Source organism: Marinimicrobium sp. (assembly GCF_002695945.1).
Taxonomy (GTDB): Bacteria; Pseudomonadota; Gammaproteobacteria; order Pseudomonadales; family Cellvibrionaceae; genus Marinimicrobium; species Marinimicrobium koreense.
The window spans coordinates 1-22,885 of the sequence record NZ_NZQP01000009.1; the positions used below are offsets into that span (position 1 = coordinate 1).

The following is a 22,885-nucleotide window of genomic DNA, read 5'->3' on the forward strand; positions in this document are numbered from 1 at the left end:
TTCGGTAACGGCGGATGCGGCTTCCCAGTGTATGCGTAGGGCGGATAAGAGCGAAGCGCGCATCCGCCGTTACCACGCCCCGAATCTCCCAAGCTGCGCAGGGCGGATCGGTCCGACGCATCGGAGGCCAACGGCCGCATCCGCCGTTACCCAACCCATGCATCCATCGTTCACACATTGGCTCCCGTAGGGTGGATAAGGGGCGAAGCCCCGTCATCCACCGACTTAAACCGGAGCGAACCTACCAAGGCAACACCTGCCCATTCGAATGCCAAAAGGTCCCGGTATTTTCCAGACTCAGCTCATCAATCCGCTGCACCAACCGCTGGGCAGCCTCATCCGGCGTGATATCCCCGTGACCACCAATCATTTCGGTGCCCACCAGACCGGGGTGCAAGATGGCTACCGCCACCTCCTGTTTCTTCAGATCTTCCGCCAGCGACTTGCCCGCCGCGTTTAACGCCGCCTTGGACATCCGGTAACCGTAGCGACCGCCGCTGGTATTGTCCGCGATGGACCCCATCCGGCTGGTGATCAATGCGACCTTGCCGCCCTTGGCCAACTGCTTGTGCAGGGCATTGGTCACCAAAAGCGGTGCCAGCGCATTGGTTTCGAACTGGTCCCGGATACTGTCGACGTTCAAACGCCCCAACTGTTCGTCCCGCAGGATACCGGCGTTGTTGATCAAAAGGTCGATCGATACCCCTTCAAGGGCCGCGACCAGCGTCTCGACGCCTTTGGGGTCGGCCACATCCACCCCATCAATAATAGTGGCCCCGCTGTTGGCCAGGGCATCCGAAGCCTGGCGACAGGCGGCGTACACCTTGTCCCCCCGGGCAATAAACCGTTTCACAAAGGACAGGCCAATACCGCGGTTGGCGCCGGTGATTACCACAGTCTTGCTCATTGGGAGAACCTCCGTTTTTTGAGTGGGAAATGAAGGGATGGGGGGTAAATACCGGGTTTCAACCCCGAGGAGGGAGGTTGATGGTTCTATTTAACATATATATAGGAAGGCTGGATGCCAAAATGGCGACCTGGAGGGATATGTTTGAGCGGACATGACCTGAACCCCACCTTAATTATCATATATATTATGATGAAATATGCGTTATATGGGGTCCGAGGATAAATTATCTGTGGTATATCAAAAGTATTTGCCTTAAATGCCCCAAAATAGAGCGATAAATGTATGATAAAAGGGTTGCTAGGCTTATTGTCATACGATAGTATTGTTTTGCTCCGTTATTAAAAATAACCAGTACTTGGGAGCGAGCCGGACCATATCGGCAGTTCTCAGGTGCGACTATGAAACCCGCAGGAGAGTTGCAATTATGTTTAAGCGTTCCCTACTAAGCCGCAGTATCGCTGCGTCCATCGCCCTGGCTGGCCTGCCCATGCTGGCTCAAGCCCAAGACACCCAAGACGAGCCTCTGCTAGAAGAAGTCGTTGTTACCGGTATTCGTGCAAGCTTGAACAAAGCCATTGATATCAAACGCGAATCCATGGATGTCATGGACTCCATCGTGGCAGAAGATATCGGTAAGCTGCCGGATAACAACGTGGTTGAGTCTCTCCAGCGTGTAGCTGGTGTTCAGGTTACGGATCGTGCCGGTGGTGAAACCAACGTGGTCAGTATCCGCGGTCTTACTGATGTGAGCACCACGGTAAACGGTCGTACCATCTTCACAGCTTCTGGCCGTGCTGTTGCGCTGGCGGATATCCCCTCTACTCTGGTTTCACGAGTTGATGTGGTCAAGAACCGCTCAGCGGAAACCTACGAAAACGGTATTGCCGGCCAGATTGACGTGCACACCTTCCGTCCGTTTGATTTCGACGGCTCTCGCGTATCGGTTTCTGCTCGTGGCATTTACTTGGAAGAAGCTGAAGAAGTGAACCCGACCATCAGTGCGCTTTTCAGCGATCGGTGGGATACCGCAGCGGGGGAGTTTGGTGCACTTGTTAACGTGTCCTATAGTGAAACCAAATATCGTGACCAGTCCACTACGCCGGGGGCTCAAATACCATTTATTGCCCAAGGTCGAGATCTTCCAGATGACCCAAACATCCTTGATGCGAACGGTAATGTTGTAGATCAGCGTTATGTAGATCTACAGCGTATTTTTCCGACTCGTCCTGGCGTGCAGGAAAATCCAATTTGGACCGCTGGTTTAGAGAATGGCTTGCCGACCGCGCAGGGGTCAACATTGGATATAAACGGTGATCCTGCAGAATACTACATTTCCCGTGACGCGATGTTCATGTCGGACTTCACCGGCGAGCGTGAACGCCCCGCTGCCAATGTGTCTTTTCAGTTCGCGCCGAATGACCGTAGCGAGTACACCTTTGAAGCGTTCTACAATGGTTACCGTAACGAAGGTTTCAACTCATTAAACTTTGCCTTTGTAGATTGGTGGGGCAGCCTTGGTGGGTTGAGCGATGACGTGACTGATACCTTTGAGCTGTATGAAGGAACCAACGTCATCAAAGAGCGTACCATTCGTGATGGTTTCACCTTTGGTAGCGGTGACTACTCAACCGGAAAAACCGACTCTTATGTTTACGCTCTGGGCGGTGACTGGGAGCTGACCGATAAGCTCAACCTGAAGTCTGAACTGGTGTACCAGGACAGTGAGTTTGAGTCCAGCTTCATTGCGATGCGCAGCACCAATGTTCGCTATGAAACCTACGCCAACTTCAGCAATAACCCGAGCATTGAGTTCCGGGACAACCCGGCCACTCCGGATGTTGATGAAGGCGATCAAAGCGACATTTCCCAGTTCGCCATGGCGGAAATGTACGATAGTGGAGAGCGCAACGAGGGTTCTGCAGTTACCTTTACCGCCGATGCCGAGTACTTCACTGACGGCGCGTTCTTCAAGAAGATCGATTTTGGTATCCGTCACGACGTGCGCGATGCCACCGAGTACGCACGTACTCAGGACGCTGCACCTTGTGATGTCGTAAACACCACTGGCGATGCGGCTAACTGCCAGTTCTCTACTTATGAAGATGATGGCATTGCGTACATCAACAGTGGCTTTATGGATGCGCTGGACGTGCCTCGCACTTGGGCGGTGGTTGATGGCCCTTACCTTAAGGCAAACCGTGATTACTTCACTGGTCTCTACGGTCTGGATGCCAATGATCCGCTGCTGGAAGAGTTTGCCATCGAGGAGACCAACACCGCACTGTACGTCGATGCGGAGTTTGAGACCGAAATCGCTGGTAAGCGTCTCGATGGTCAGGTTGGCCTCCGCTACGTTGATGTGACCACCGATACCGTCTTTACCGATCAGGTGGACTTCTCTGAAACCGAGGGCAGCACAGACAACCAGGAGCTTCTGAGCTTCTTGTCTCTGCGCTACAACCTTACTGATGAGCTGATCGCGCGCTTTAACTACGGTGAAACGCTGCGTATGCCCGGATTTGGGGACCTGAATCCGACCATCAACTACTTCGACGATATCACCAACATTGGTTATGGTACTGCGACTGGCGGCAACGCCGACTTGCAGCCGACCACTTCCCAGAACTACGACTTGTCTCTGGAGTGGTACTTCGGTGATGCCAGCAATGCCTACGTAACTCTGTTCCAGCGCGACATCGAAGGCCTGGTTGTTGGTTTCCGTAACCGAGTGAACCGCCAGATTGAAGGTTATGAAACAGATACTTTCATTCTGTCTCAGCCGGATAATGCTTCAGATGGTGAGCTGTCAGGTGTGGAAATCGGGTTCAACTACTTCCCCGAGAACCTCGAAGGCTACTGGGACGGTCTGGGTGTCCAGTCCAGTTTCACCTTCCTGGATTCGGAGCAGGTTAACCCGGTTACTAACAGCGAAGGTGAAGTGACCAGCTACGAAGTGGGTCCGATGTTTGGTGTGTCTGACACCTCCTACAGCGTAGCGGTGGCTTACGAGCGCGATACTTTTGACGCCCGTCTGGCTTATGTATGGCGTGAAGACTTCCTCAACAACAATGAGGCCGCTTTGTTCGCCAACCCGCTGGGCGTGTACCGCGACCCGCAGAGCTCTCTGGACTTCCAGTTCAGCTACAACGCAACCGATGAGTTGGTGCTGACTTTTGATGCAACCAACCTGACTGATGAGGTTTACCAGAGCCGTTACGGCAACAGTGATCTGCATACCTTCGGTAACTGGCAGATCAGCCGCACCTTTGCCCTGGGCGCTCGCTACTCCTTCTAAGGAGCGCGAGCAACCATCAAGGTTGCGTACCGTTCAAACCGAACTTGGCCAACCCTCCGGGGTTGGCCTTTTTTTTGTGTCTGGCCTCCCGGCCGCCTGCTGTTATACCATTCACCTTTGACCGCCGACTTTTACCCATTCAGAGGAATCTGATCTATGCCCGTTCAATCCGCCCCGTTCGAAAGTCTTCCCGATGGCCGTGAGGTCACTCAATTCATTTTGCGCAATAGCAAGGGGATGGAAGTCCGCCTGATCAACTACGGCGGCATCATTACCCACCTGTTCGCGCCGGACCGGAACGGCAATGTTGCCGACGTGGTTGTGGGGTTTGATGAACTTGCCCCTTATCTGACGGATTCCCCGTATTTCGGGGCGCTGATTGGCCGCTTTGGCAACCGTATCGCGGGCGGCCAGTTTGAGCTGGACGGCGTTGAGTATCGCCTGGATCAGAACGATGGTGAGAACCATCTGCATGGCGGGGTTGAGGGTTTTGACAAAAAACTCTGGGATGCCGAACCGTTTGAGGATGACCGTGGTGCCGGCGTCCGCCTGAGCCTGGTCAGTCCCGATGGCGATCAGGGGTATCCGGGCAACTTGTCCGTCACCGTGGAGTATTGGCTGACCGATGACAATCAATTGATTACCGACTACCGTGCTACCACGGACAAGGCGACCCCGGTCAACCTGACTCAGCACAGCTATTTCAATCTGGCGGGTAAGGGCACCGTGCGCGACCATCAGCTTACCCTGAACGCGTCAAAGTACACCCCGGTCAGTGACAAATTGATACCGGAAGGGCCTCTGGTTGAGGTGGCCGGTACGGCCTTCGACTTCCGTAAGCCCAAAACCATTGGGGCGGAAATTGACGCGGATGACATTCAGCTAAAGCGCGCCAACGGTGGCTATGATCATAATTTTGTCGTCGACCGTCAGGGTGGGCAGGGTGAGGTGCTTGCCGCGCGGGCCGAAGAGCCGGTTTCCGGGCGTGTGTTGGAGGTCTGGACGGAAGAGCCGTGTTTCCAGCTGTACACCGGCAATTTTCTTGACGGTTCGGTGGAAGGGAAGGGTCAAAAACAGATCCGTCACGGCGCCTTCTGCGTCGAACCGCAGCATTTTCCTGATTCGCCCAATCAGGACCGTTTCCCGTCCACGATTGTGCGTCCGGGAGACACCTACCACACCCGGATGAGCTTCCGTTTTTCTGTTTCCTCGTGAGGCTTGAGAATGAAAAACCTTATACAGTTATCCGGTGTGTTTGGGGGATTGTTGGTTGCTGGTTGTGTTGCACTGCCACAGAACTCTGACGTTGCATTGAACAGTCCGGATGGCAGCGTCCGGGTCAGTGTTTCGCTGAACGCCCAGGGTGCGGCGGAATACCAGGTCTTTCACGACGAGCGAGCCGTGCTCGAGCCGTCGGACCTGGGCATCCGTTTACAGAATGCCGCTTTTGAACAAGGTCTGTCTCTGACGAGCGCATCCGAGCCGGCACTGGTGGAAGACCACTATGAAATGCACCAGGGCAAACAGCTCGACATTCACTATCAGGCCAACGAGCAGACGCTGCGTTTTGCCAACGCCGAGGGTGAGCCCCTGGTGATTCGTCTGCGCGCCTCCGATGACGGCGTGGCCTTTCGCTACGAATTTCCCGGTGAGGGCGCCAAGCGTTTTGAGCGGGAAATCACCTCGTTCGATTTTCCTGCGTCGGCCAAAGCCTGGATGCAGCGCATGCAGGTGGTCAACACCGGCTTCGAAGGCACCAACCCGGCGTACGAAGAACATTACGAAATGGAAATACCGGTAGGCACCGAGTCTCCCACGGAAGCCGGCTGGGTTTTCCCCGCCCTGTTTCACAGCAATGGCGACTGGGTGTTGCTGAGTGAAGTCGGGATGCAGGGCAATTTTCACGCCTCCCGCCTTCAGCCAGAGTCACCGGAAGGGGAATACCGAATTGGCCTGCCGATGGAAGGGGAGGTGTTCAGCGGGGGCGAGCGACTCGCCCATGACACCGGCGCCTTTCACTCGCCCTGGCGCACCATTACGGTCGGTAGCCTGGCCGATATTACCGCCTCCACCATGGGCACCGATCTGGCGGAACCCTCGGTGATTGCAGACGCCGACTTTGTTGAGCCGGGGATGGCCAGTTGGAGCTGGGGGCTGCTCAAGGATGAATCGATCACCTACGACATTCAGAAGTGGTACATCGACTACGCGGCTGACATGGACTGGGAATACACCCTCGTGGATGTGAACTGGGACCAGAACATCGGCTACGAGCGCATGCAGGAGCTGGTGGACTATGCCGCGTCCAAAGAGGTGGGGTTGATTCTCTGGTACAACTCCGCTGGAGACTGGAATACCGCGCCCTATACCCCGCGAGACAAGCTGTTGACCCGGGAATCCCGGCGCGCGGAGTTCGCCCGTCTGCAGGCAATGGGTGTGCGTGGTGTCAAAGTGGACTTCTTCCCCGGCGACGGACAGTCCGCCATGGCCTACTATCGGGACATGCTGAAGGATGCCGCCGACTTCGAGCTGATGGTCAACCATCACGGCTCCACCCTGCCGCGCGGCATTCAGCGGACTTTCCCGAACATGATGACCATGGAGTCGGTACACGGCATGGAGATGGTGACGTTCTTTCAGGAAACCGCCGATAAAGAACCCAGCCACGCGGCCATGCTGCCCTTTGCCCGCAACGTGTTTGACCCCATGGACTATACGCCCACGGCCTTCAATCATCTGCACAATCCAAAGGTGACCCGCAAGAGCCGAAACGGCATGCAATTGGCGATGCCGGTGGTCTTCGTGTCCGGGCAGACGCACATCGTGGAGACGCCGGACGGCATGGCGAAGGTGCCCGAGTATGTCAGGGCGTTTTTGCGTGATCTTCCCGTAGTGTGGGACGAGTCCCGCCTGCTGACGGGCTATCCGGGTAAGCATGCGGTTTTTGCCCGGCGCTCTGGCGAGCGCTGGTATATTGCCGGTCTCAACGGCGATAGCGAGCCGAAGTCTCTGGAATTGGACCTGTCCTTTATTGGCGGTGCGGAAGGCACCCTGATCACGGACGGGAACGAGCCCCGATCCTTTGAGCAACGCGCCGTGGAAGCCGGCCCGCTTGAGCTGACCCTGGCACCCGCCGGTGGGTTCGTGGCGGTTTTCGAGTAGGTTTTTCCGCTATTGGTAGTATAAATTATTATAGTATAAACTGTGTGCTTCATCCCGCCCGGCACTGCCGGGCCGGGTTGGCAGGAGAGAGCCGGCGCTAGTGTACCCCGTCACTAATACCGGTCCGTCAAATAAGAGGTGCACAATGAAACACGTTATTACTGGTTGGAGCCGATCGATGGCTCTGATCGCTCTGGCACTGGCCACCCTGGCCGGCTGCGCCACTCAGGGCGACTCCAATTCATCCTCCACCGCCGAGCGCGATGGGACCTTTACCAACCCGCTGTTCCCCAATGGCGCGGACCCCTGGCTGGAATACTGGGACGGTAACTACTACCTGACCACCACCACCTGGACCGCTGAGCTGGTGATGCGCAAGTCTCCGACCCTGGCGGGCCTGGCGGATGCAACCCCGGTCAACATCTGGTCCGATACCGACCCGAAACGCAACGCCAACTTCTGGGCGTTTGAGTTTCACCGTCTGAAGGGCCCCAACGGCTATCGCTGGTACGTCATGTACACCGCTGGTCAGGACGGCACTCTGGATCACCAGCACCTGAACGTGCTTGAGAGTGTGGGAGACGACCCCATGGGCCCCTACGAGTACAAGGCGCCGATCATGCCTGACCAGTGGAACATCGATGGTACCTACCTCAAGCAAGACGGCAAACTGTACCTGCTGTACTCCCAGTGGCACGGTGACGAACAGTTGAACCTGATCACCGANATGGAAAACCCNTGGACCCTGAAGGAAGGNTCCCCCAAGACCGTTATTACCCGCCCCGAGCTGGACTGGGAAATCAGCGGCCGTAAGGTGACCGAGGCGGCGCAGATTCTTCAGCGCAATGGCCGTACCTTCATGATCTATTCTGCCAGCTACTGCAATACCCCGGACTACAAGCTGGGTATGCTCGAGTTGGTGGGCGATAACCCCCTCAACGCGGATCACTGGAAGCAGTATCCGGAGCCNGTGTTCCAGCGCGGCAATGGCGTCTACGGCCCCGGTCACAACGGCTTCTTCCCCTCGCCGGACGGCACCGAAGACTGGCTGGTGTATCACGGTAATTCCTCCGTTGAGCACGGTTGCAGCTCCACTCGCTCCCTGCGCGCCCAGAAGTTCACCTGGAACGAGGATGGCACCCCGAATTTTGGAGAGCCCATTCCCGAAGGTCAGCCGGTACAGCGCCCCTCGGGTGAAAATGGTCCGCTGGTAACCCGTATTCAGGGGCAGCACTTCCAGATCGTGAATGCCACCACCGACCTNTGCCTGGATATCGCCACCGCACCGGAAGACAACCGCACCCGCCAGGCGGCCTGTAACCCCAACAACGGTCAGTGNGTCATTGACCCGGTCACCGATGGTTATTTCCGTATCGCCAACAACCACGACAGCAAGTTTNTGGAAGTGGAAAACTGCAGCACCGGCGACAANGCTCGGGTACAGCAGGCCGCCTGGCGCAACAACGCCTGNCAGGANTGGAGCCTNGAGNCGGGTGATGGTGGCCACAGCGTGATCACCAACCGGGCNACTGGCAAGCCGCTGGCGGTCGCCGGTTGTTCGGCCAANGAAAANCAGTCGGTTCTGCAGCAGAGTGAAGACAGCGTATGCAAGCAGTGGCGCCTGCAACCNATGAATGANGTGGCCATCATCAGTGAGCAGAGCGGTCGNGTGGTCAGCGTCGCCGGCGATGATGCNAACGTCGAGCAGCACGCCTGGACCTATGGNGACCACCAGAAGTGGCGGTTCAAGCCCACCGATTCNGGTTACTTTGAGCTNAGCCCGAGCAGTGCCGATGATCAGTGTCTGGCGGTGACTGACGAAGCGGTCGTTCCCGGTGCCAATCTGGAAGTGGATGAGTGCGGCTCCAAAACCAGCCAGTGGGGCATCAAGTTCCTCGAGGGNGGNGCAGTCAGCCTGGTGAACCGCTATACCACTGAGGTNGTGGATGTGGCCAACTGCGGNCTGGCCGATGGNACCAATCTGGCNCTCGGCCCCGACCTGGAAAACCGCTGCCAGCGNTTCCATCTGCGNGCNGCGAATTAANTGATNCACTGACGGCACCGCNCAGCGGTGCCAANCCCTCCCGTAGGTCGGATTAGGCCAAAGGCCGTAATNCGACAGACTCTCAAGGTTTGCAGCTCATTGTCGGATTACGGCCTTTGGCCTAATCCGACCTACNAAGGGGTTGCACTTCTTTNATATTNTACTATAATACCAACTATCCAAAGGCGAGCGGGAAATTGGGCCCGTTTNCCGGAGNGACGGTAATCTCTCCTCCAACGACATTACCGGGGTTCATTTGGATTCTCCTTAAGGCTTGGNAATCGCTGAAGTTGACAGGCAGTTCAGTGGTTTCGTGTCTCTCACTCGATGTTGGTTGATATCGAGGTCTCCCTCGCCTCTGTACCGAAAGGTCCAGAGGCTTTTTTTATGGAAGNAAAATCNTNCATAATGTNGTATTATCTGATAATCNCTTTATTGAACTTTGTTGACTAACACGCTACCTTTGCAGGCTTAACGTCAAACCTTAATAACAATGGATCCCTGCTATGGCCGTATTTGAACGCAACTTCAACCTTTCCCAGCGNATGACGCAGGAGCTGGGCAAGGCTATCGTGTGCGGTGTTTACCCCAAGGATGAAAGCCTGCCGACCGANGCGGAGCTGTGTGAACAGTTTGGCGTGAGCCGCACGGCGGTGCGCGAGGCGGTCAAAATGCTCTCGGCCAAGGGGTTGATCTCCAGCCGCCCCCGACAGGGCATNCGGATTCTGCCCGAGCAGGAGTGGAACATCTTTGATTCGGACCTGCTGCGCTGGTCTNTGGAAGGTAACCCNTCGCTGCGGGTGCTGCGTGAGTTTCTGCAGATGCGCATTGCCATCGAGCCGGAAGCGGCGTCGCTGGCGGCCCGGTTTGCCGACGATGCGGCCATNGATGCGATCGGCGAGGCGCTCGAAGGGATGCGNGATGCCAAGACCAAGCCGGAAGAGGGGCTNCAGGCGGACATCAATTTNCANGTCAGTATNCTGTTNGCNAGCAAGAACCGCTTCTANATTCGCCTGCGNGANTTCATTCAGACCGCNCTGAACGTCAGTATTCGCCACACCAACGTGATCAAGGGCGACCAGGACGCGATCATCGANGANCANGCNAAGGTCTATAACGCNATCCGCAANCGCAANCCGGAGCGGGCCAAGGCGGCCATGCTGCTGCTGATTGACGAGGCGCTGACCTTNATTGAGGAANAGCTGGCCGAGGCCGGCGAAACCATCCCCGAGCCGCGCTGAGCNAGGCCGCTCCNACACGACCAATTCTGGGGCGTTAGTGGCAAACTGTGCTAAGATGCGCGCAGTTTGAGAATCCACGAGGCCCCGTGCCATGCACTGTCCNTTCTGCGGCGCTGAAGATACCAAAGTTGTCGATTCCCGCCTGGTGGCCGAAGGCGATCAGGTTCGTCGGCGCCGGCAATGCCTGTCCTGCAATGAGCGGTTTACTACCTACGAGGTGGCCGAGCTGGTGATGCCCCGCATCATCAAGCAGGACGGTACCCGTGAGCCTTTTGATGAAGCCAAACTTCGGGCCGGCCTGCTGCGGGCACTGGAGAAGCGCCCGGTGAGCATCGAATCGATCGAGTCGGCCATCAACCAGATCAAGCACTTTCTCCAGGCCACCGGCGAGCGCGAAGTTCCCTCGCTGAAGGTGGGGGAAAAAGTCATGGAAGAGCTGCGTAAGCTCGACGAAGTGGCCTATGTGCGCTTCGCCTCCGTATACCGTCGCTTCAAGGACCTCAACGANTTCCGCGAGGAGATCGATCGCCTGGAGCGTCACGAGCCTGAGTTCCAGGAGCCAAAGGCNCACGAACCTCAAGACAAAGTTTAACCGCATGCCCCTATCGGACCTCGACAGCCAGATGATGGCGCGCGCNCTGCGTTTGGCTGAGCGCGGCCTGTACACCACCACGCCCAATCCNCGGGTGGGCTGNGTNATCGCCCTCAAGGGTGAACCAATCGCCGAGGGTTGGCACCNGCGGGCGGGCGAGGCCCACGCCGAAGTCAATGCNCTGGCGGACGCCGGTGCACGGGCGCAGGGGGCAACGGCTTATGTCACCCTGGAGCCNTGCAANCANACCGGTCGCACCGGCCCCTGCAGTCAGGCGCTGATCGATGCGGGTATNACCCGGGTGGTTTTCGGGATGGAGGACCCCAACCCGAANGTCGCCGGAGAGGGNCTGGAGCGGNTGCGNGCCGCCGGTGTNGAGGTGGANGGTCCGCTNCTGGAAGAGGAGNTCCGGGCGCTGAATCCGGGCTTNATCAAGCGCATGGAGCGCGGTCTGCCCTGGGTGCGNTGNAAATTGGCCATGAGCCTGGATGGTCGCACCGCCATGGCCAGTGGCGAAAGCAAGTGGGTGACCGGCCGCCGGGCCCGGGAAGACGTGCAGCGCCTGCGCGCCCGCAGTTGCGNGATCATCAGNGGNATCGATACCGTGCTGATNGANCAGGCCGCNCTGACCGTGCGTGCGGACGAATTGAANCTGGATGACGCGGCGGCNATTGCCGANCGCCAACCGCTGCGGGTGGTCCTCGACTCCCGGGGCCGNATGACCCCCGATGCCCCGCTGCTNCAGCATCCGGGGCCGGTACTGCTGGTTCANGGTGGTGNNGNCGCCGATACCGGNTGGCCGGCGCAGGTGGAAACCCTCGNGCTGGCGGGCCGTGACGGACGCATTGACCTGACCGCGCTCCTGCGCGAGCTGGCCCGGCGGGAGTACAACGAAGTATTGGTGGAGTCCGGGGCGACNNTGGCGGGTGCGTTTCTGGGGCAGGGGCTGCTCGATGAGATGATNGTCTATATGGCACCCAAGCTGCTCGGCAGCAACGCCCGACCCTTGTTCCAGTTGCCANTGGATTCCATGGCGGCCCAGTTGCCGCTGAAAATTCACGACATCCGGGCCGTGGGCCACGATTGGCGCATTACCGCCAGCCCGGATCCGGAGGGTTGATAGGCAGAGCNCAGTCCAGNGTTTGCGTAGGTCGGATTAGCACGCAGTGCGTAATCCGACTATTGACGCTCTGACGCACCTTTGTCGGATTACGCGCTATGCGCTAATCCGACCTACGTATTGAGAAGCAAACTATNTTTACGGGAATTATCGAAGCCAAAGGCCGCGTCGCCCGCCTCGAACCCAANGGCGGCGATCTGCGCCTGNTGATCGAAACCGGCGATCTGCCTNTGGCGGACGTCCANNTNGGNGACTCCATNGCCACCAACGGCGTCTGCCTGACCGTGGTGGACCTGCCGGGCANCGGCTACTGGGCCGATGTGTCCGGGGAAACCCTGGCNTANACCACCATNGGNCAGTGGGCCACCGGCCAACCGGTGAATCTGGAGAAGGCCCTGACNCCCACCACGCGCCTGGGTGGGCACATCGTCAGCGGCCACGTCGATGGNGTCGGGGAGGTGGTCGAACGCCACGGGGATGCCCGCTCCGAGCGCTTTCGCATCAAGGCGCCGGACAACCTGGCCAAATACATTGCCCATAAGGGCTCAATCACTGTGGACGGCACCAGTCTCACGGTGAACAAGGTCGAGGGGGCGGAGTTCGAGTTGAATATTGTCCCGCACACCCTAAAGTGGACCATCATGGACAGCTACCAGCCCGGCACCCGGGTCAACCTGGAGGTGGATGTGCTGGCACGCTACCTGGAACGGCTATTATTGGGAGAGAAGGCCGCCGACACGAGCGGCGGTGTCACCCTGGATTTTCTCGCCGAGCACGGCTTCACCGGCCGTTGAATGGCAGACGCCGGGCCATTGGCCCGGCTACTGATTGAAGGCACCTCTTTTAACGAAGGTCATTATGGAACTGAACACGCCGGAAGAACTGATTGACGACCTGCGTCACGGCAAGATGATCATCCTGATGGATGACGAAGATCGCGAGAATGAAGGCGACCTGATCATGGTGGCCGATCAGGTGCGGGCGGAGGACATCAACTTCATGTCCACCCACGCCCGGGGCCTGATCTGCCTGACCCTGACTCCGGAGCGCTGCCAGCAACTGGGCCTGCCCCTGATGGTTTCGGATAATCAGGCCCGCTATTCCACCAACTTCACCGTCTCCATCGAGGCGGCGGAGGGGGTCACGACCGGCATTTCGGCGGCGGACCGGGCGCGCACCGTGCGGGTGGCGGTCAGTGCCGACGCCAAGCCCCGGGATATTGTTCAACCCGGGCATATCTTTCCGATCATGGCCCAGCCCGGTGGCGTGATGAGCCGCGCCGGGCACACCGAAGCCGGCTGCGATCTGGCCCGCCTGGCGGGATTTGAGCCGGCGGCGGTGATTGTCGAGATCATGAATGCCGATGGCTCCATGGCCCGCCGCCCGGACCTGGAAGCCTTTGCCCAGACACACAACCTGAAAATCGGTACCATAGCGGACCTGATTCACTACCGCTCGGTAAAGGAAAAAACCGTCGAGTGCATCAACCGTCGCCAGGTGGACACCGAGTACGGCCCCTTTGAGCTGCGCACCTATCGCGATCTGGCCCGGGGTGACCTGCATTTTGTCATGCTCAAAGGGCATGTCGATCCGGCGGAGCCCACCTTGGTGCGGGTTCATGTCATGGACGTGGCGAAGGACCTGATTGGTCTCAAGCGCCCCGGCGATGCCGGCAAGCACTCCTGGAATTACCGCGATGCGCTGAAAACCATCAGCGAGGCCGGGCAGGGGGTGCTGGTGCTGATCTGTCACGACGAAAGCACCGCCCAGGTAGAAGAGAGCATCGACTGGATGCTCTCCGGTAAACAGCCGGTGCGCAGCCCGGATCAGGTGTACAAACAGGTGGGTACCGGCTCCCAGATCCTGCGGGATCTGGGGGTGCGCAAGATGCGCCTGATGTCGGCGCCCATGCGCTTTACCGCCCTGTCCGGGTTCGACCTGGAAATTGTTGAACATCTCGAGCCGGGCAGCCAGTAGGGCAGCCGGGCCGGAACACGATCAATCGATTGAAGAAAGAGAATCCTCTATGAGTCAGATCAAGGTTATTGAAGGCGATTTCGCCGCAAGCGAAGGCCGCTACGCATTGTTGGTCAGCCGCTGGAACAGTTTTGTGGTCGAAAGCCTGAAAGAGGGCGCGCTGGACACCCTGCGTCGCCACGGTATCAAGGACGATCAGGTCACCATCTACTACGCCCCCGGCGCGTTTGAGTTCCCGTTGGCCGCCCAGCGCATTGCCGCCAAGGGTGAGTTCGACGCGATCATCGCCCTGGGTGCGGTCATTCGCGGTGGTACGCCGCACTTCGATTACGTCGCCGGTGAATGCACCAAAGGTTTGGCTCAGGTATCCCTGAACGCCAATGTGCCGATCACCTTCGGGGTGCTGACTGTCGACACCATCGAGCAGGCGATTGAGCGCTCCGGTACCAAAGCGGGCAACAAGGGCGTGGAAGCCGCCACGACCGCGCTGGAAATGGTTTCACTGCTGGGAAGAATCTGATCATGGCCGATAGCAAAGCCCCCACACCGGCCGCTCGCCGCAAAGCGCGCCACTACGCCATGCAGGGTCTGTATCAGTGGCAGATGGCCGGCGCGAACCTCAATGCCATCGAGGCGGAGTTTCGCACCGATAACGACATGACCAACGTCGATGTCGACTACTTCCACGAGCTGCTGCACGGTGTGCCGCAGTTTCTGGGCGAAGTGGAAGCGGTATTTACGCCGCACCTGCAGGAGCGCAGCTCCGACGAGCTGGACCCGGTCACCCAGGCCCTGCTTCGCCTGGCCTGCTACGAGTTCAAATACCGGATTGATGTGCCCTATAAAGTGGTCATCAACGAAGCGGTATCCCTGGCGAAAAAGTTCGGCGCGGCAGAGAGCCACAAGTTCATCAACGGCGTGCTCGACAAGGCCGCCAACGATATCCGGGCCATCGAAAAACGCGCCTGATTGCGGTGGGAATCGGTGGATGACGGGGCTTTGCCCCTTATCCACCCTACCATGACCTTGGCACGTTCGTTCCCGTAGGGGCAGAGCGCAGCGAACAAACTGGGCATCCACCATAACTCACCACCACTAAACCTTACTCCAAACCGACTCAAACCATGGGTGAATTCGAACTGATCCGCCACTACTTCCAACAACACAGCGCCGAGTCCACCCCGGCGTCGGTGCTGTTGGGCGTGGGCGACGATGCCGCCTTGCTGCAACCCCCGGCGGGAGAAGCGCTGGCGGTCTCGGTCGATACCCTGGTCAGCGGCGTTCACTTTCCGGACGATGCGCCCGCGGAGGAAATCGCCCAGCGGGCCCTGCGGGTCAACCTCAGCGACCTGGCCGCCATGGGGGCGACGCCGCTCTGGTTTACCCTGGCGCTGACCCTCCCCGAGGCCTCCGATGACTGGCTGCGGGATTTCAGCCGCGGCCTGTTCGAAGTGGCCGAGGCTTATGGTATTTCTCTGGTCGGCGGCGATACCACCAAGGGGCCGCTGACCATTACCGTTCAGGTGATGGGCTCGGTAGCGCCGGGGCTGGCCCTGCGTCGGGACGGCGCCAGTGCCGGGGATTATGTGCTGGTCACCCACACGCTGGGAGACTCTGCCGCGGGCTTGGCGAGCCTGCAAGGGCGTCTGGAAAAGGCGGTCAGTGAGGATGTCAGCGCTTACTTACAGGAGCGCTATTGGCGGCCCACGCCCCGGCTGGAAGCCGCCGCGCAACTCGCGGGTATCGCCAGTGCCGCGCTGGATATCTCCGATGGCCTGCTGGCCGATCTGGGGCATATCTGCGCGGCCAGCGACCTGAGCGCCGAGCTCTTTATCGAAGAACTGCCCCTTTCGCCAGCGCTGCAAAATGCCACCAGTCTGGATCAGGCCCGCCAGTGGGCGCTGACCGGCGGCGATGACTACGAGCTGTGCTTCACGGTACCGGAGAGCCGGATGCCCGAACTGGGCGCCCTGATCGGCACCGGTGCCCTTCAGGCCACCGTAGTGGGTCGCCTTGGAACCGGTAGCGGCGTACACTGCACGCTGCACGGCGAACCCTACGATTCACAACAAAGCGGCTATACCCATTTCTGATGTCCAAGCCTGAATACCCCAGCGTCGCCACCGTCCTGCGCAACCCGGACCACCTGTTTGCCTTTGGTTTTGGCAGTGGCCTGCTGCGTCCGGCCTCCGGTACTTTTGGCACGGTGGCGGCCATTCCCATCTTCTGGTTGATTCAGGACCTGTCCGTACCCATCTATTCACTGTGGCTGATCGTGACCTTCGCCATGGGCGTTTATTGGTGCGAACGCAGCTCCAAGGCGCTGGGGGTGCACGACCACGGTGGTATTGTCTGGGATGAAATGGTCGGCTACTGGCTCACCATGTTCCTGGCGCCGGCCGGCTGGCTGTGGATGCTGCTCGGCTTCGTCCTGTTCCGGATCTTTGATGTGATCAAACCCTGGCCCATCAACTGGCTGGATCGCCGGGTGCACGGCGGCTTTGGCATCATGATCGATGATGTGCTCGCGGCGGTGTATGCCTGGATCATCCTGCAGACCGTGGCTTACTTTATATAGAATGGCGGGCGTCAGCCCACCCGCTCAAGAGGCAATTGCGTGACCATACGCTTCGTAGAATCTTCCAAACTGCCGACCCCCTGGGGCATGTTCACCATGCACGGCTTCTCCGACGATGGAGCGGACAAGGAGCACCTGGTGCTCACCATGGGCGATGTAGGTGACGGCGAACCGGTACTCGCCCGGGTGCACTCCGAGTGCCTGACCGGCGATGCGCTGTTCAGCATGCGTTGCGACTGTGGGCCTCAATTGCAGGCCGCCATGCACAAAATCGCCCTGGAAGGGCGCGGAGTGATTTTCTACCTGCGCCAGGAAGGCCGCGGCATCGGCCTGCTCAACAAAATCCGCGCCTACCACCTGCAGGACTGCGGCGCCGATACCGTGGAAGCCAACGAACGCCTGGGTTTTGGCGCCGATATGCGCGACTACAGCATCCTCAAGCCCATGCTGGAGCACCTGGACATCAAGTCACTCAAACTGATGACCAACAACCCGCGCAAGGTCAAAGCCCTGCGGGAAATGGGCATCACCGTGGCGGAACGCATTTCCCACCAGACCGGGCGCAACCCCCACAACGCCCGCTACCTGGAAACCAAGCGAGGCAAGCTCGGCCATCTGTTCGAAGAGGGCNACGATAGCTGGACCTCCCAGGAACCACCACCCGAGGAAAATTCATGACCATCAAAATCGCCATCAGCGGCGCNTCTGGCCGCATGGGTAANGCCCTGATCGAAGCCGTCAGCGCCAATGACGACACCCANCTNAGCGCCGCCATCGAGCGCCCCGAAAGCACCCTGATCGGCGCCGACGCCGGNGAGNTGGCCGGCATCGGCAANCTGGGCGTNGCCCTCAGNGGCGATCTGGCGGCGGTGATCGACCAGTTCGACGTTCTGATCGACTTCAGNGCCCCTGCCGCCACCTTGAACAACGCCAAACTCTGCGCCGAACATGGCAAAGGTCTGGTCATCGGCACCACCGGTTTTACCGANGAGCAGAAAGCCGAACTGGAANCGCGGNCCAAAAGCACGGCGCTGTGCATCGCCGCCAACTACAGCACCGGCGTCAACCTGTGCCTGAAGNTGCTCGANATGGCCGCCCGNGTGATGGGNGACGATGTCGATGTGGAAATCTACGANGCGCACCANCGCCACAANGTCGACGCNCCCTCGGGCACGGCCCTGCGGATGGGCGAAGTCGTCGCCAACGCCCTGGGNCGNGANCTGANCAAAACCGCCGTGTACGGCCGCGAAGGCCAGACCGGCGCCCGGGATCGCGATACNATCGGCTTTGCCACCGTGCGCGGCGGNGANGTGGTGGGCGATCATACCGTGATGTTCATGGCCGATGGCGAGCGCGTGGAAATCACCCACAAGGCCTCCAGCCGTCANTCCTTTGCCCGGGGCGCCGTGCGNGCGGCACTGTGGTTGGCGCAGCAAAAGCCCGGNCTGTATGACATGCAGGACGTGCTGGATCTGCACTAAGCTTACGNTCATGGACGCGGCGCNCGAGGCCCATCAATGAGTTGCACCCTGCGCATTCTGACGNTGAACACCCACAAGGGCTTCAGCCTGTTCAANCGGCGGTTNATTCTGCCGGANCTGCGCGAGGCCGTGCGCTCGGTGGGNGCNGATATCGTTTTTCTGCAGGAAGTTCTCGGGGCCCATGAAGGCTGGTCGCGCCGCCTNGGGCATCGCTGGCCCGACGCGGCGCAGTACGAATTTCTGGCCGATACCATCTGGCAGGACTTCGCCTACGGGCGCAACGCCGTCTACCCCAAGGGGCACCACGGCAATGCNCTGCTCAGCAANTACCCCATCACCCAGTGGGATAANCACGATATTTCNCTGAACCGGTTCGAGCAGCGCGGCATTCTNCACTGCACGCTGGATCTGGTTTCNGAGCCCAANCCNTTGCACGCNATCTGTGTNCANCTGAACCTTCGCGAGCACCATCGCCAGCGNCAGTTGCGNCGGCTGTGNGAACTGGTCAACCGCATACCGGAAGATGAGCCGGTGGTGGTCGCGGGNGANTTCAACGATTGGCGCGGCCGCGCGCAGCGCCTGCTGGCCGAGCAGGCCGGGCTGCGCGAGGTGTTCACCCATGAGTACGGNCGGCCGGCCCGCTCCTTCCCGGCCGCCTGGCCGNTGCTGCGCCTGGACCGAATCTATGTGCGCTCCGCGCGAGGGCATGCGCCGGTGGTGTTACCCCGCAAACCCTGGTCCGGATTGTCGGATCANAAGCCACTACTGGCGGAAATTGAGTTAGAGTGGGAGGATGGTCACTACCGGACGACACCCTGAGGGTGCAANGTCCGCACGTTGACCCCAAACCCTCAAACCAGGGAGTTNCCCCATGTGGCTGCGAGCCGGTTGTGAAATCCAGTTCGATGAAAGTGAGCCCGCNCCGTTTATCCTGATGCTGCGCCCGCGCAGCGGCCGACGCCAGTGGGTCGCCCGNGANTCCTACACGCTGATTCCCAGTGTGCCNGTGGAAGANTANACCGACCCCTACGGCAANCTCTGNCAGCGACTGATNTCGCCGCCCGGTAAATTTGTCATTCGTACCTCGGCGGACGTTCTGGCCGACGACACCATCGATGTCGCCCCNGGCGCGCCCTTTGTGGAAGTGCAGAATCTGCCNAATGAAGTGCTGACCTANTTATTGCCCAGTCGCTACTGCGAATCGGATCAGTTCATCCTGATGGGGCGGGAGATCGTNGGCGATGCGATTCCNGGGTACGATCAGGTGGCNCGTATCGAGCAGTGGATTCGCGACCAGTTCATTTATAACGAGGCCGCNCCGCACTTTCAGCTCTCCGCTGCGGACTTCAACCAGATGAGCGAGGGGGTGTGTCGGGACTTCGCGCACCTGGGCATNGCCCTGTGTCGNGGCCTGTGCATTCCGGCGCGNATGGTGGTGGGTTACCTGCATAAACTCGANCCCATGGANTTCCACGCNTGGTTCGAGGCCTACGTGGGCGGGCGNTGGTACACCTTTGANCCGACCCAGAGCGAGCCNCGNGGTGGTCGGGTCACGGTGGCCTATGGTCGGGATGCGGCGGATGTGGCGATTTTCAGCCAGTTCGGCCCGGCGCTNTACCCCACNCGNATGNACGTNCACGTGGAGCAGCTACCCGGACCACCGGANTAGGTGCNGAGAAGCCGCTGTATACCGAGAATCAGAGCTTCCATGAATGTTACCTTANTGTGTTGNGCTNACCATCAAACTAACCAGAGGATAGCGTAATGGGTGAAGATTACCAGTTGGCGTATGCGGGACTTGCGGTGGTGTTGATCACACTGCTGGTNCAGATNTTGGTGGCGAGCTACAGCAAGGCACGACAGCCCGGCGCGGTGCCGGGGAANATCGATGAGTCGCTCTCGCATCAGTCTTTTGTNTTCCGTGCCCACCGNACCTTCATGANNTCCCTGGAAAACCTGCCCNTGTTTTTNGGNACGGTATTTCTGGCNCTGTTTGTCGGTCTGAGCTCAACCTGGNTGGCNGTGACGGTGTGGGTNTNCGCNTTGGCGCGGATTGCCCACATGGTGCTCTACTACGGGCTGGCNACCGANCGCAATCCCAGCCCGCGCAGNTANTTTTANCTGATNGCTCTGCTGGCCAACGTGGTGCTGCTGGTNNGGNTGNTGCTTCANNTGGCGAANATGGTCTGAANCANNTAGCCGGTATAACCCACGTAGCAAAGCAANAGCANCCCGCCTTCGATCCGNTTGATNCGNCCNTGACGGCGGAAGCCATANCCGAANACGAACAGGGACANNGTCAGNANNGACATGANNAGNACATCGCGNCTCAGCACNTCCGGNTCNACCACCATGGGNTGAATGGCTCCNGCNATACCCACCACCGCCAGNGTGTTGAACAGGTTNGAGCCNATCACATTGCCCAGCGCCAGGTCGTGCTCGCCCTTNCGCACCGCNACCAGNGATGAGGCCAGCTCGGGCAGCGATGTGCCGATGGCCACNATNGTCAAACCNATNATNACATCACTCACACCCANTGCCTGGGCAATATCGACNGCNCCCCAGACCAGCAAGCGGGAGCTGGCCACCAGCAACACCAGGCCNATAANCAGCCACATCAACGAGCGGGGCAGGGGCATNGGGTGANNCTGNAGCTCNGCNTCCACTTCNCCNCCGAGNATNTCNCCTTTGCCGCGCATACCCTGCCAGATGCTCCAGCCCATGGTGGCGGCAAATACCANCAGTAGAAGGCTGGCNTCCAGCCGNCCNATGTGNAGATCCCACACCAACCATGCGCTGAAAGCGGTAATCAGNGTGAGGATGGGCAATTCTTTGCGCAGGATCTGGGAGTGAACNGCGATGGGNCTGATCACCGCGGTCAAGCCTAGAATCAGGGCGATATTGGTGATGTTGGAGCCGTAGGCATTACCCAGGGCAAGCCCCGGNCTACCCTGACTCGCNGCCAACGCCGAGACCACCATTTCCGGNGCNGAGGTGCCAAAGCCGATGATNACCATNCCGATCANCANNGGNGGCATTCCCAGGTGGCTGGCGGTGGAGACCGCGCCATCCACAAACCGGTCGGCGCTCCATACCAGAATAATCAGGCCGACAACGACGGCGGTCAGGGCGAGAATCATGNTNGTTCCTTTGGANTAGAGACGGAGCGCGGCATCTTCCGGCCTGCCCGTTGCCCTGTCAAGTCAGGTTTTATTTTCGGTATGGGCTTGTTCTGATGTGGGACTTGACTCGCCTGCCACAATGCAATCCCGCCCCTGTTTTTTGGCCTGATAGAGCGCCTCGTCGGCGCGTTCAAACCAACGGTCAACGCTTTCTCCGCGCTGCAGAATGGCCGTGCCAAACGAGGCGGTTACGGGGCCGGANGGNCTGGTGAGGGTTTTGCGCAGCACCGACTGGACATGCTCGACGGCCGCTTGAAGCCCATTCGGTGTGGCCCCGGACATCAGAATCACAAACTCTTCGCCACCAAAGCGGAACAGCTGGTCCGAACGCCGGGTATTGAGGGCCAGGACGCCGACGAAATCCACCAGAATGCGATCTCCGGTGTGGTGACCGTGGGTATCGTTGACCCGCTTGAAGTGATCCAGATCGGCCAGCACCAGACCGTACTCGGTGCCTTGGCGCTCGTGTTCGGACGCGGCCCGGGCCAGCGCTTCATCCAGGGCACGGCGGTTGCTGGCCCCCGTGAGCGGGTCGAGTAGTGCCAGATGCTTCAGGCGGTTGTGCTGGTGCTCGCTTCGACGGGCAAAAACATAGGTGCAAGCGCACACTACCACCAAAGTGACCGAAAAGGACCACATCTGCTGACTGGAGCTGAAGGCGCTGCCCTCGAGGATCAGCAATGTCAGGGCTCCGAGAGGCAGAAGCGCGGCAATCAACGGGCGGGTGAGCATGAAGCTGCAGATCAATGCCGGGTACAGCCAGAACAGCCCCACTTCGCCGGCCGTCAGGGATATGGCGATGGCGCCACCGGTGCAGGGGANCAGGGCGAGAAANAGCCCGGTGCAGGCGGTTTTGTGCGTGCGCCAGGCGTACAGAGTGGCGCCGACAATGGCTCCGAGAATGCCCAGATCGATCAGGCCAATCCAGTACTCTCCGCGCAGAAACCGCCAGATGGCAAAGGGTGTGATGCCAACGATCGCACAGGCGTTCATCAGGGTGATGACCGAGAGATGAAAATCGTTGCGTAGCCGATAAAGCATGACGGTCTCGTATTGGCCAATTGTGCGTCGTGGCTCGGAGCTGACAATGAGCCCATAGTGCCCCAGCAAGGTGCACGCCGACAAGTATTCTGGCACATTAATCTTCTTTTGGTGGCTTAGAGCTGCCGGGAGGTTGTATCGGGGTGACGGGCGGTCGTAGGCGCGAATCGGACATTTCCATTGGACAGCACCCGCCGCCTCGCGTAAAATTGCCGGCGAAATTACACTTGGCCCAAATGCCGGTCAGCAGGATTGTATGAAG

Annotated in this window: 19 protein-coding genes and 2 pseudogenes; 18 read left to right on the forward strand and 3 right to left on the reverse strand. The window is 59.3% G+C overall.

The window, feature by feature from the left end; all coding sequences use genetic code 11:
- Positions 1-241: 241 nt before the first annotated feature.
- A complete protein-coding gene (locus CMG77_RS00360; RefSeq protein WP_286806043.1) occupies positions 242-907 on the reverse strand; it encodes an SDR family oxidoreductase in 666 nt (221 codons plus the stop codon).
- A 490-nt stretch (positions 908-1,397) separates the two neighbouring features.
- Between CMG77_RS00360 and CMG77_RS00365 the strand changes: the two genes are divergently transcribed.
- The 18 genes and pseudogenes from CMG77_RS00365 (at position 1,398) to CMG77_RS00450 (ending at position 20,590) form a co-directional block, all read left to right on the forward strand.
- A complete protein-coding gene (locus tag CMG77_RS00365; RefSeq protein ID WP_286806041.1) occupies positions 1,398-4,205 on the forward strand; it encodes a TonB-dependent receptor in 2,808 nt (935 codons plus the stop codon).
- 156 nt (positions 4,206-4,361) lie between these two features.
- Complete coding sequence (locus tag CMG77_RS00370) at positions 4,362-5,420, forward strand: aldose epimerase family protein (RefSeq protein WP_286806039.1); 1,059 nt, start codon at positions 4,362-4,364, stop codon at positions 5,418-5,420.
- A gap of 9 nt (positions 5,421-5,429) precedes the next feature.
- Positions 5,430-7,367 (forward strand): glycoside hydrolase family 97 protein, encoded by a 1,938-nt coding sequence (locus tag CMG77_RS00375; RefSeq protein ID WP_286806037.1) that lies wholly within the window; start codon positions 5,430-5,432, stop codon positions 7,365-7,367.
- A gap of 178 nt (positions 7,368-7,545) precedes the next feature.
- Positions 7,546-9,411, forward strand: a complete 1,866-nt coding sequence (locus CMG77_RS00380) for a family 43 glycosylhydrolase (RefSeq protein ID WP_286903387.1) — start codon at positions 7,546-7,548, stop codon at positions 9,409-9,411.
- A 545-nt stretch (positions 9,412-9,956) separates the two neighbouring features.
- A complete protein-coding gene (locus tag CMG77_RS00385) occupies positions 9,957-10,652 on the forward strand; it encodes a FadR/GntR family transcriptional regulator (RefSeq protein WP_502691699.1) in 696 nt (231 codons plus the stop codon).
- Between the two features lie 91 nt (positions 10,653-10,743).
- Entirely contained in the window at positions 10,744-11,244 is a 501-nt protein-coding gene (gene nrdR, locus CMG77_RS00390; RefSeq protein WP_286903389.1) for a transcriptional regulator NrdR, read from the forward strand.
- A 4-nt stretch (positions 11,245-11,248) separates the two neighbouring features.
- On the forward strand, positions 11,249-12,364 hold the full coding sequence (ribD, locus tag CMG77_RS00395) for a bifunctional diaminohydroxyphosphoribosylaminopyrimidine deaminase/5-amino-6-(5-phosphoribosylamino)uracil reductase RibD (protein WP_286903390.1): 1,116 nt from the start codon (positions 11,249-11,251) through the stop codon (positions 12,362-12,364).
- A 134-nt stretch (positions 12,365-12,498) separates the two neighbouring features.
- Complete coding sequence (locus tag CMG77_RS00400) at positions 12,499-13,158, forward strand: riboflavin synthase (RefSeq protein WP_286903405.1); 660 nt, start codon at positions 12,499-12,501, stop codon at positions 13,156-13,158.
- A 64-nt stretch (positions 13,159-13,222) separates the two neighbouring features.
- Positions 13,223-14,341, forward strand: a complete 1,119-nt coding sequence (gene ribBA, locus CMG77_RS00405; RefSeq protein ID WP_286806029.1) for a bifunctional 3,4-dihydroxy-2-butanone-4-phosphate synthase/GTP cyclohydrolase II — start codon at positions 13,223-13,225, stop codon at positions 14,339-14,341.
- A 49-nt stretch (positions 14,342-14,390) separates the two neighbouring features.
- Positions 14,391-14,861 (forward strand): 6,7-dimethyl-8-ribityllumazine synthase, encoded by a 471-nt coding sequence (gene ribH, locus CMG77_RS00410; protein WP_024462395.1) that lies wholly within the window; start codon positions 14,391-14,393, stop codon positions 14,859-14,861.
- Between the two features lie 2 nt (positions 14,862-14,863).
- Complete coding sequence (nusB, locus tag CMG77_RS00415) at positions 14,864-15,310, forward strand: transcription antitermination factor NusB (RefSeq protein ID WP_024462396.1); 447 nt, start codon at positions 14,864-14,866, stop codon at positions 15,308-15,310.
- 155 nt (positions 15,311-15,465) lie between these two features.
- On the forward strand, positions 15,466-16,434 hold the full coding sequence (gene thiL / locus CMG77_RS00420; protein ID WP_286806027.1) for a thiamine-phosphate kinase: 969 nt from the start codon (positions 15,466-15,468) through the stop codon (positions 16,432-16,434).
- Positions 16,434-16,919, forward strand: coding sequence for a phosphatidylglycerophosphatase A family protein (locus tag CMG77_RS00425; protein WP_286806026.1), 486 nt, complete (start codon positions 16,434-16,436; stop codon positions 16,917-16,919). The genes thiL and CMG77_RS00425 overlap by 1 nt, the downstream gene beginning before the upstream one ends.
- 39 nt (positions 16,920-16,958) lie before the next feature.
- Positions 16,959-17,597 carry a GTP cyclohydrolase II gene (gene ribA, locus CMG77_RS00430; RefSeq protein WP_286903391.1) on the forward strand — a complete coding sequence of 213 codons (639 nt, stop codon included), beginning with the start codon at positions 16,959-16,961 and terminating at the stop codon, positions 17,595-17,597.
- The gene (gene dapB, locus CMG77_RS00435) at positions 17,594-18,400 is read left to right on the forward strand and encodes a 4-hydroxy-tetrahydrodipicolinate reductase (RefSeq protein WP_286903392.1); all 807 of its coding nucleotides are present in this window, start codon (positions 17,594-17,596) and stop codon (positions 18,398-18,400) included. The genes ribA and dapB overlap by 4 nt, the downstream gene beginning before the upstream one ends.
- 36 nt (positions 18,401-18,436) lie before the next feature.
- Positions 18,437-19,219: an endonuclease/exonuclease/phosphatase family protein gene (locus CMG77_RS00440; protein WP_286903393.1), complete on the forward strand. Its 783-nt coding sequence runs from the start codon at positions 18,437-18,439 to the stop codon at positions 19,217-19,219.
- A 400-nt stretch (positions 19,220-19,619) separates the two neighbouring features.
- Positions 19,620-20,069, forward strand: a complete 450-nt coding sequence (locus CMG77_RS16055) for a transglutaminase-like domain-containing protein (protein WP_502691700.1) — start codon at positions 19,620-19,622, stop codon at positions 20,067-20,069.
- A gap of 95 nt (positions 20,070-20,164) precedes the next feature.
- Positions 20,165-20,590: pseudogene (locus CMG77_RS00450) on the forward strand (MAPEG family protein).
- Here the strand turns inward: CMG77_RS00450 and CMG77_RS00455 are convergent.
- Together CMG77_RS00455 and CMG77_RS00460 are read right to left on the reverse strand one after the other, a co-directional pair.
- Positions 20,569-21,540, reverse strand: a pseudogene (locus CMG77_RS00455) (calcium/sodium antiporter). The pseudogenes CMG77_RS00450 and CMG77_RS00455 overlap by 22 nt on opposite strands.
- 63 nt (positions 21,541-21,603) lie before the next feature.
- Entirely contained in the window at positions 21,604-22,623 is a 1,020-nt protein-coding gene (locus tag CMG77_RS00460; RefSeq protein ID WP_286903395.1) for a GGDEF domain-containing protein, read from the reverse strand.
- Positions 22,624-22,885: the final 262 nt, after the last annotated feature.

What these genes read in the sequence shown, in the direction of transcription:
- CMG77_RS00365 (WP_286806041.1), top strand. Translation starts at nt 1,398, where the DNA reads ATGCTGGCTCAAGCCCAAGACACCCAAGACGAGCCTCTGCTAGAAGAA.
- CMG77_RS00425 (WP_286806026.1), top strand. Translation starts at nt 16,434, where the DNA reads ATGTCCAAGCCTGAATACCCCAGCGTCGCCACCGTCCTGCGCAACCCG.
- CMG77_RS00370 (WP_286806039.1), top strand. Translation starts at nt 4,362, where the DNA reads ATGCCCGTTCAATCCGCCCCGTTCGAAAGTCTTCCCGATGGCCGTGAG.
- nusB (WP_024462396.1), top strand. Translation starts at nt 14,864, where the DNA reads ATGGCCGATAGCAAAGCCCCCACACCGGCCGCTCGCCGCAAAGCGCGC.
- thiL (WP_286806027.1), top strand. Translation starts at nt 15,466, where the DNA reads ATGGGTGAATTCGAACTGATCCGCCACTACTTCCAACAACACAGCGCC.
- ribBA (WP_286806029.1), top strand. Translation starts at nt 13,223, where the DNA reads ATGGAACTGAACACGCCGGAAGAACTGATTGACGACCTGCGTCACGGC.
- CMG77_RS00375 (WP_286806037.1), top strand. Translation starts at nt 5,430, where the DNA reads ATGAAAAACCTTATACAGTTATCCGGTGTGTTTGGGGGATTGTTGGTT.
- CMG77_RS00360 (WP_286806043.1), bottom strand. Translation starts at nt 907, where the DNA reads ATGAGCAAGACTGTGGTAATCACCGGCGCCAACCGCGGTATTGGCCTG.
- ribH (WP_024462395.1), top strand. Translation starts at nt 14,391, where the DNA reads ATGAGTCAGATCAAGGTTATTGAAGGCGATTTCGCCGCAAGCGAAGGC.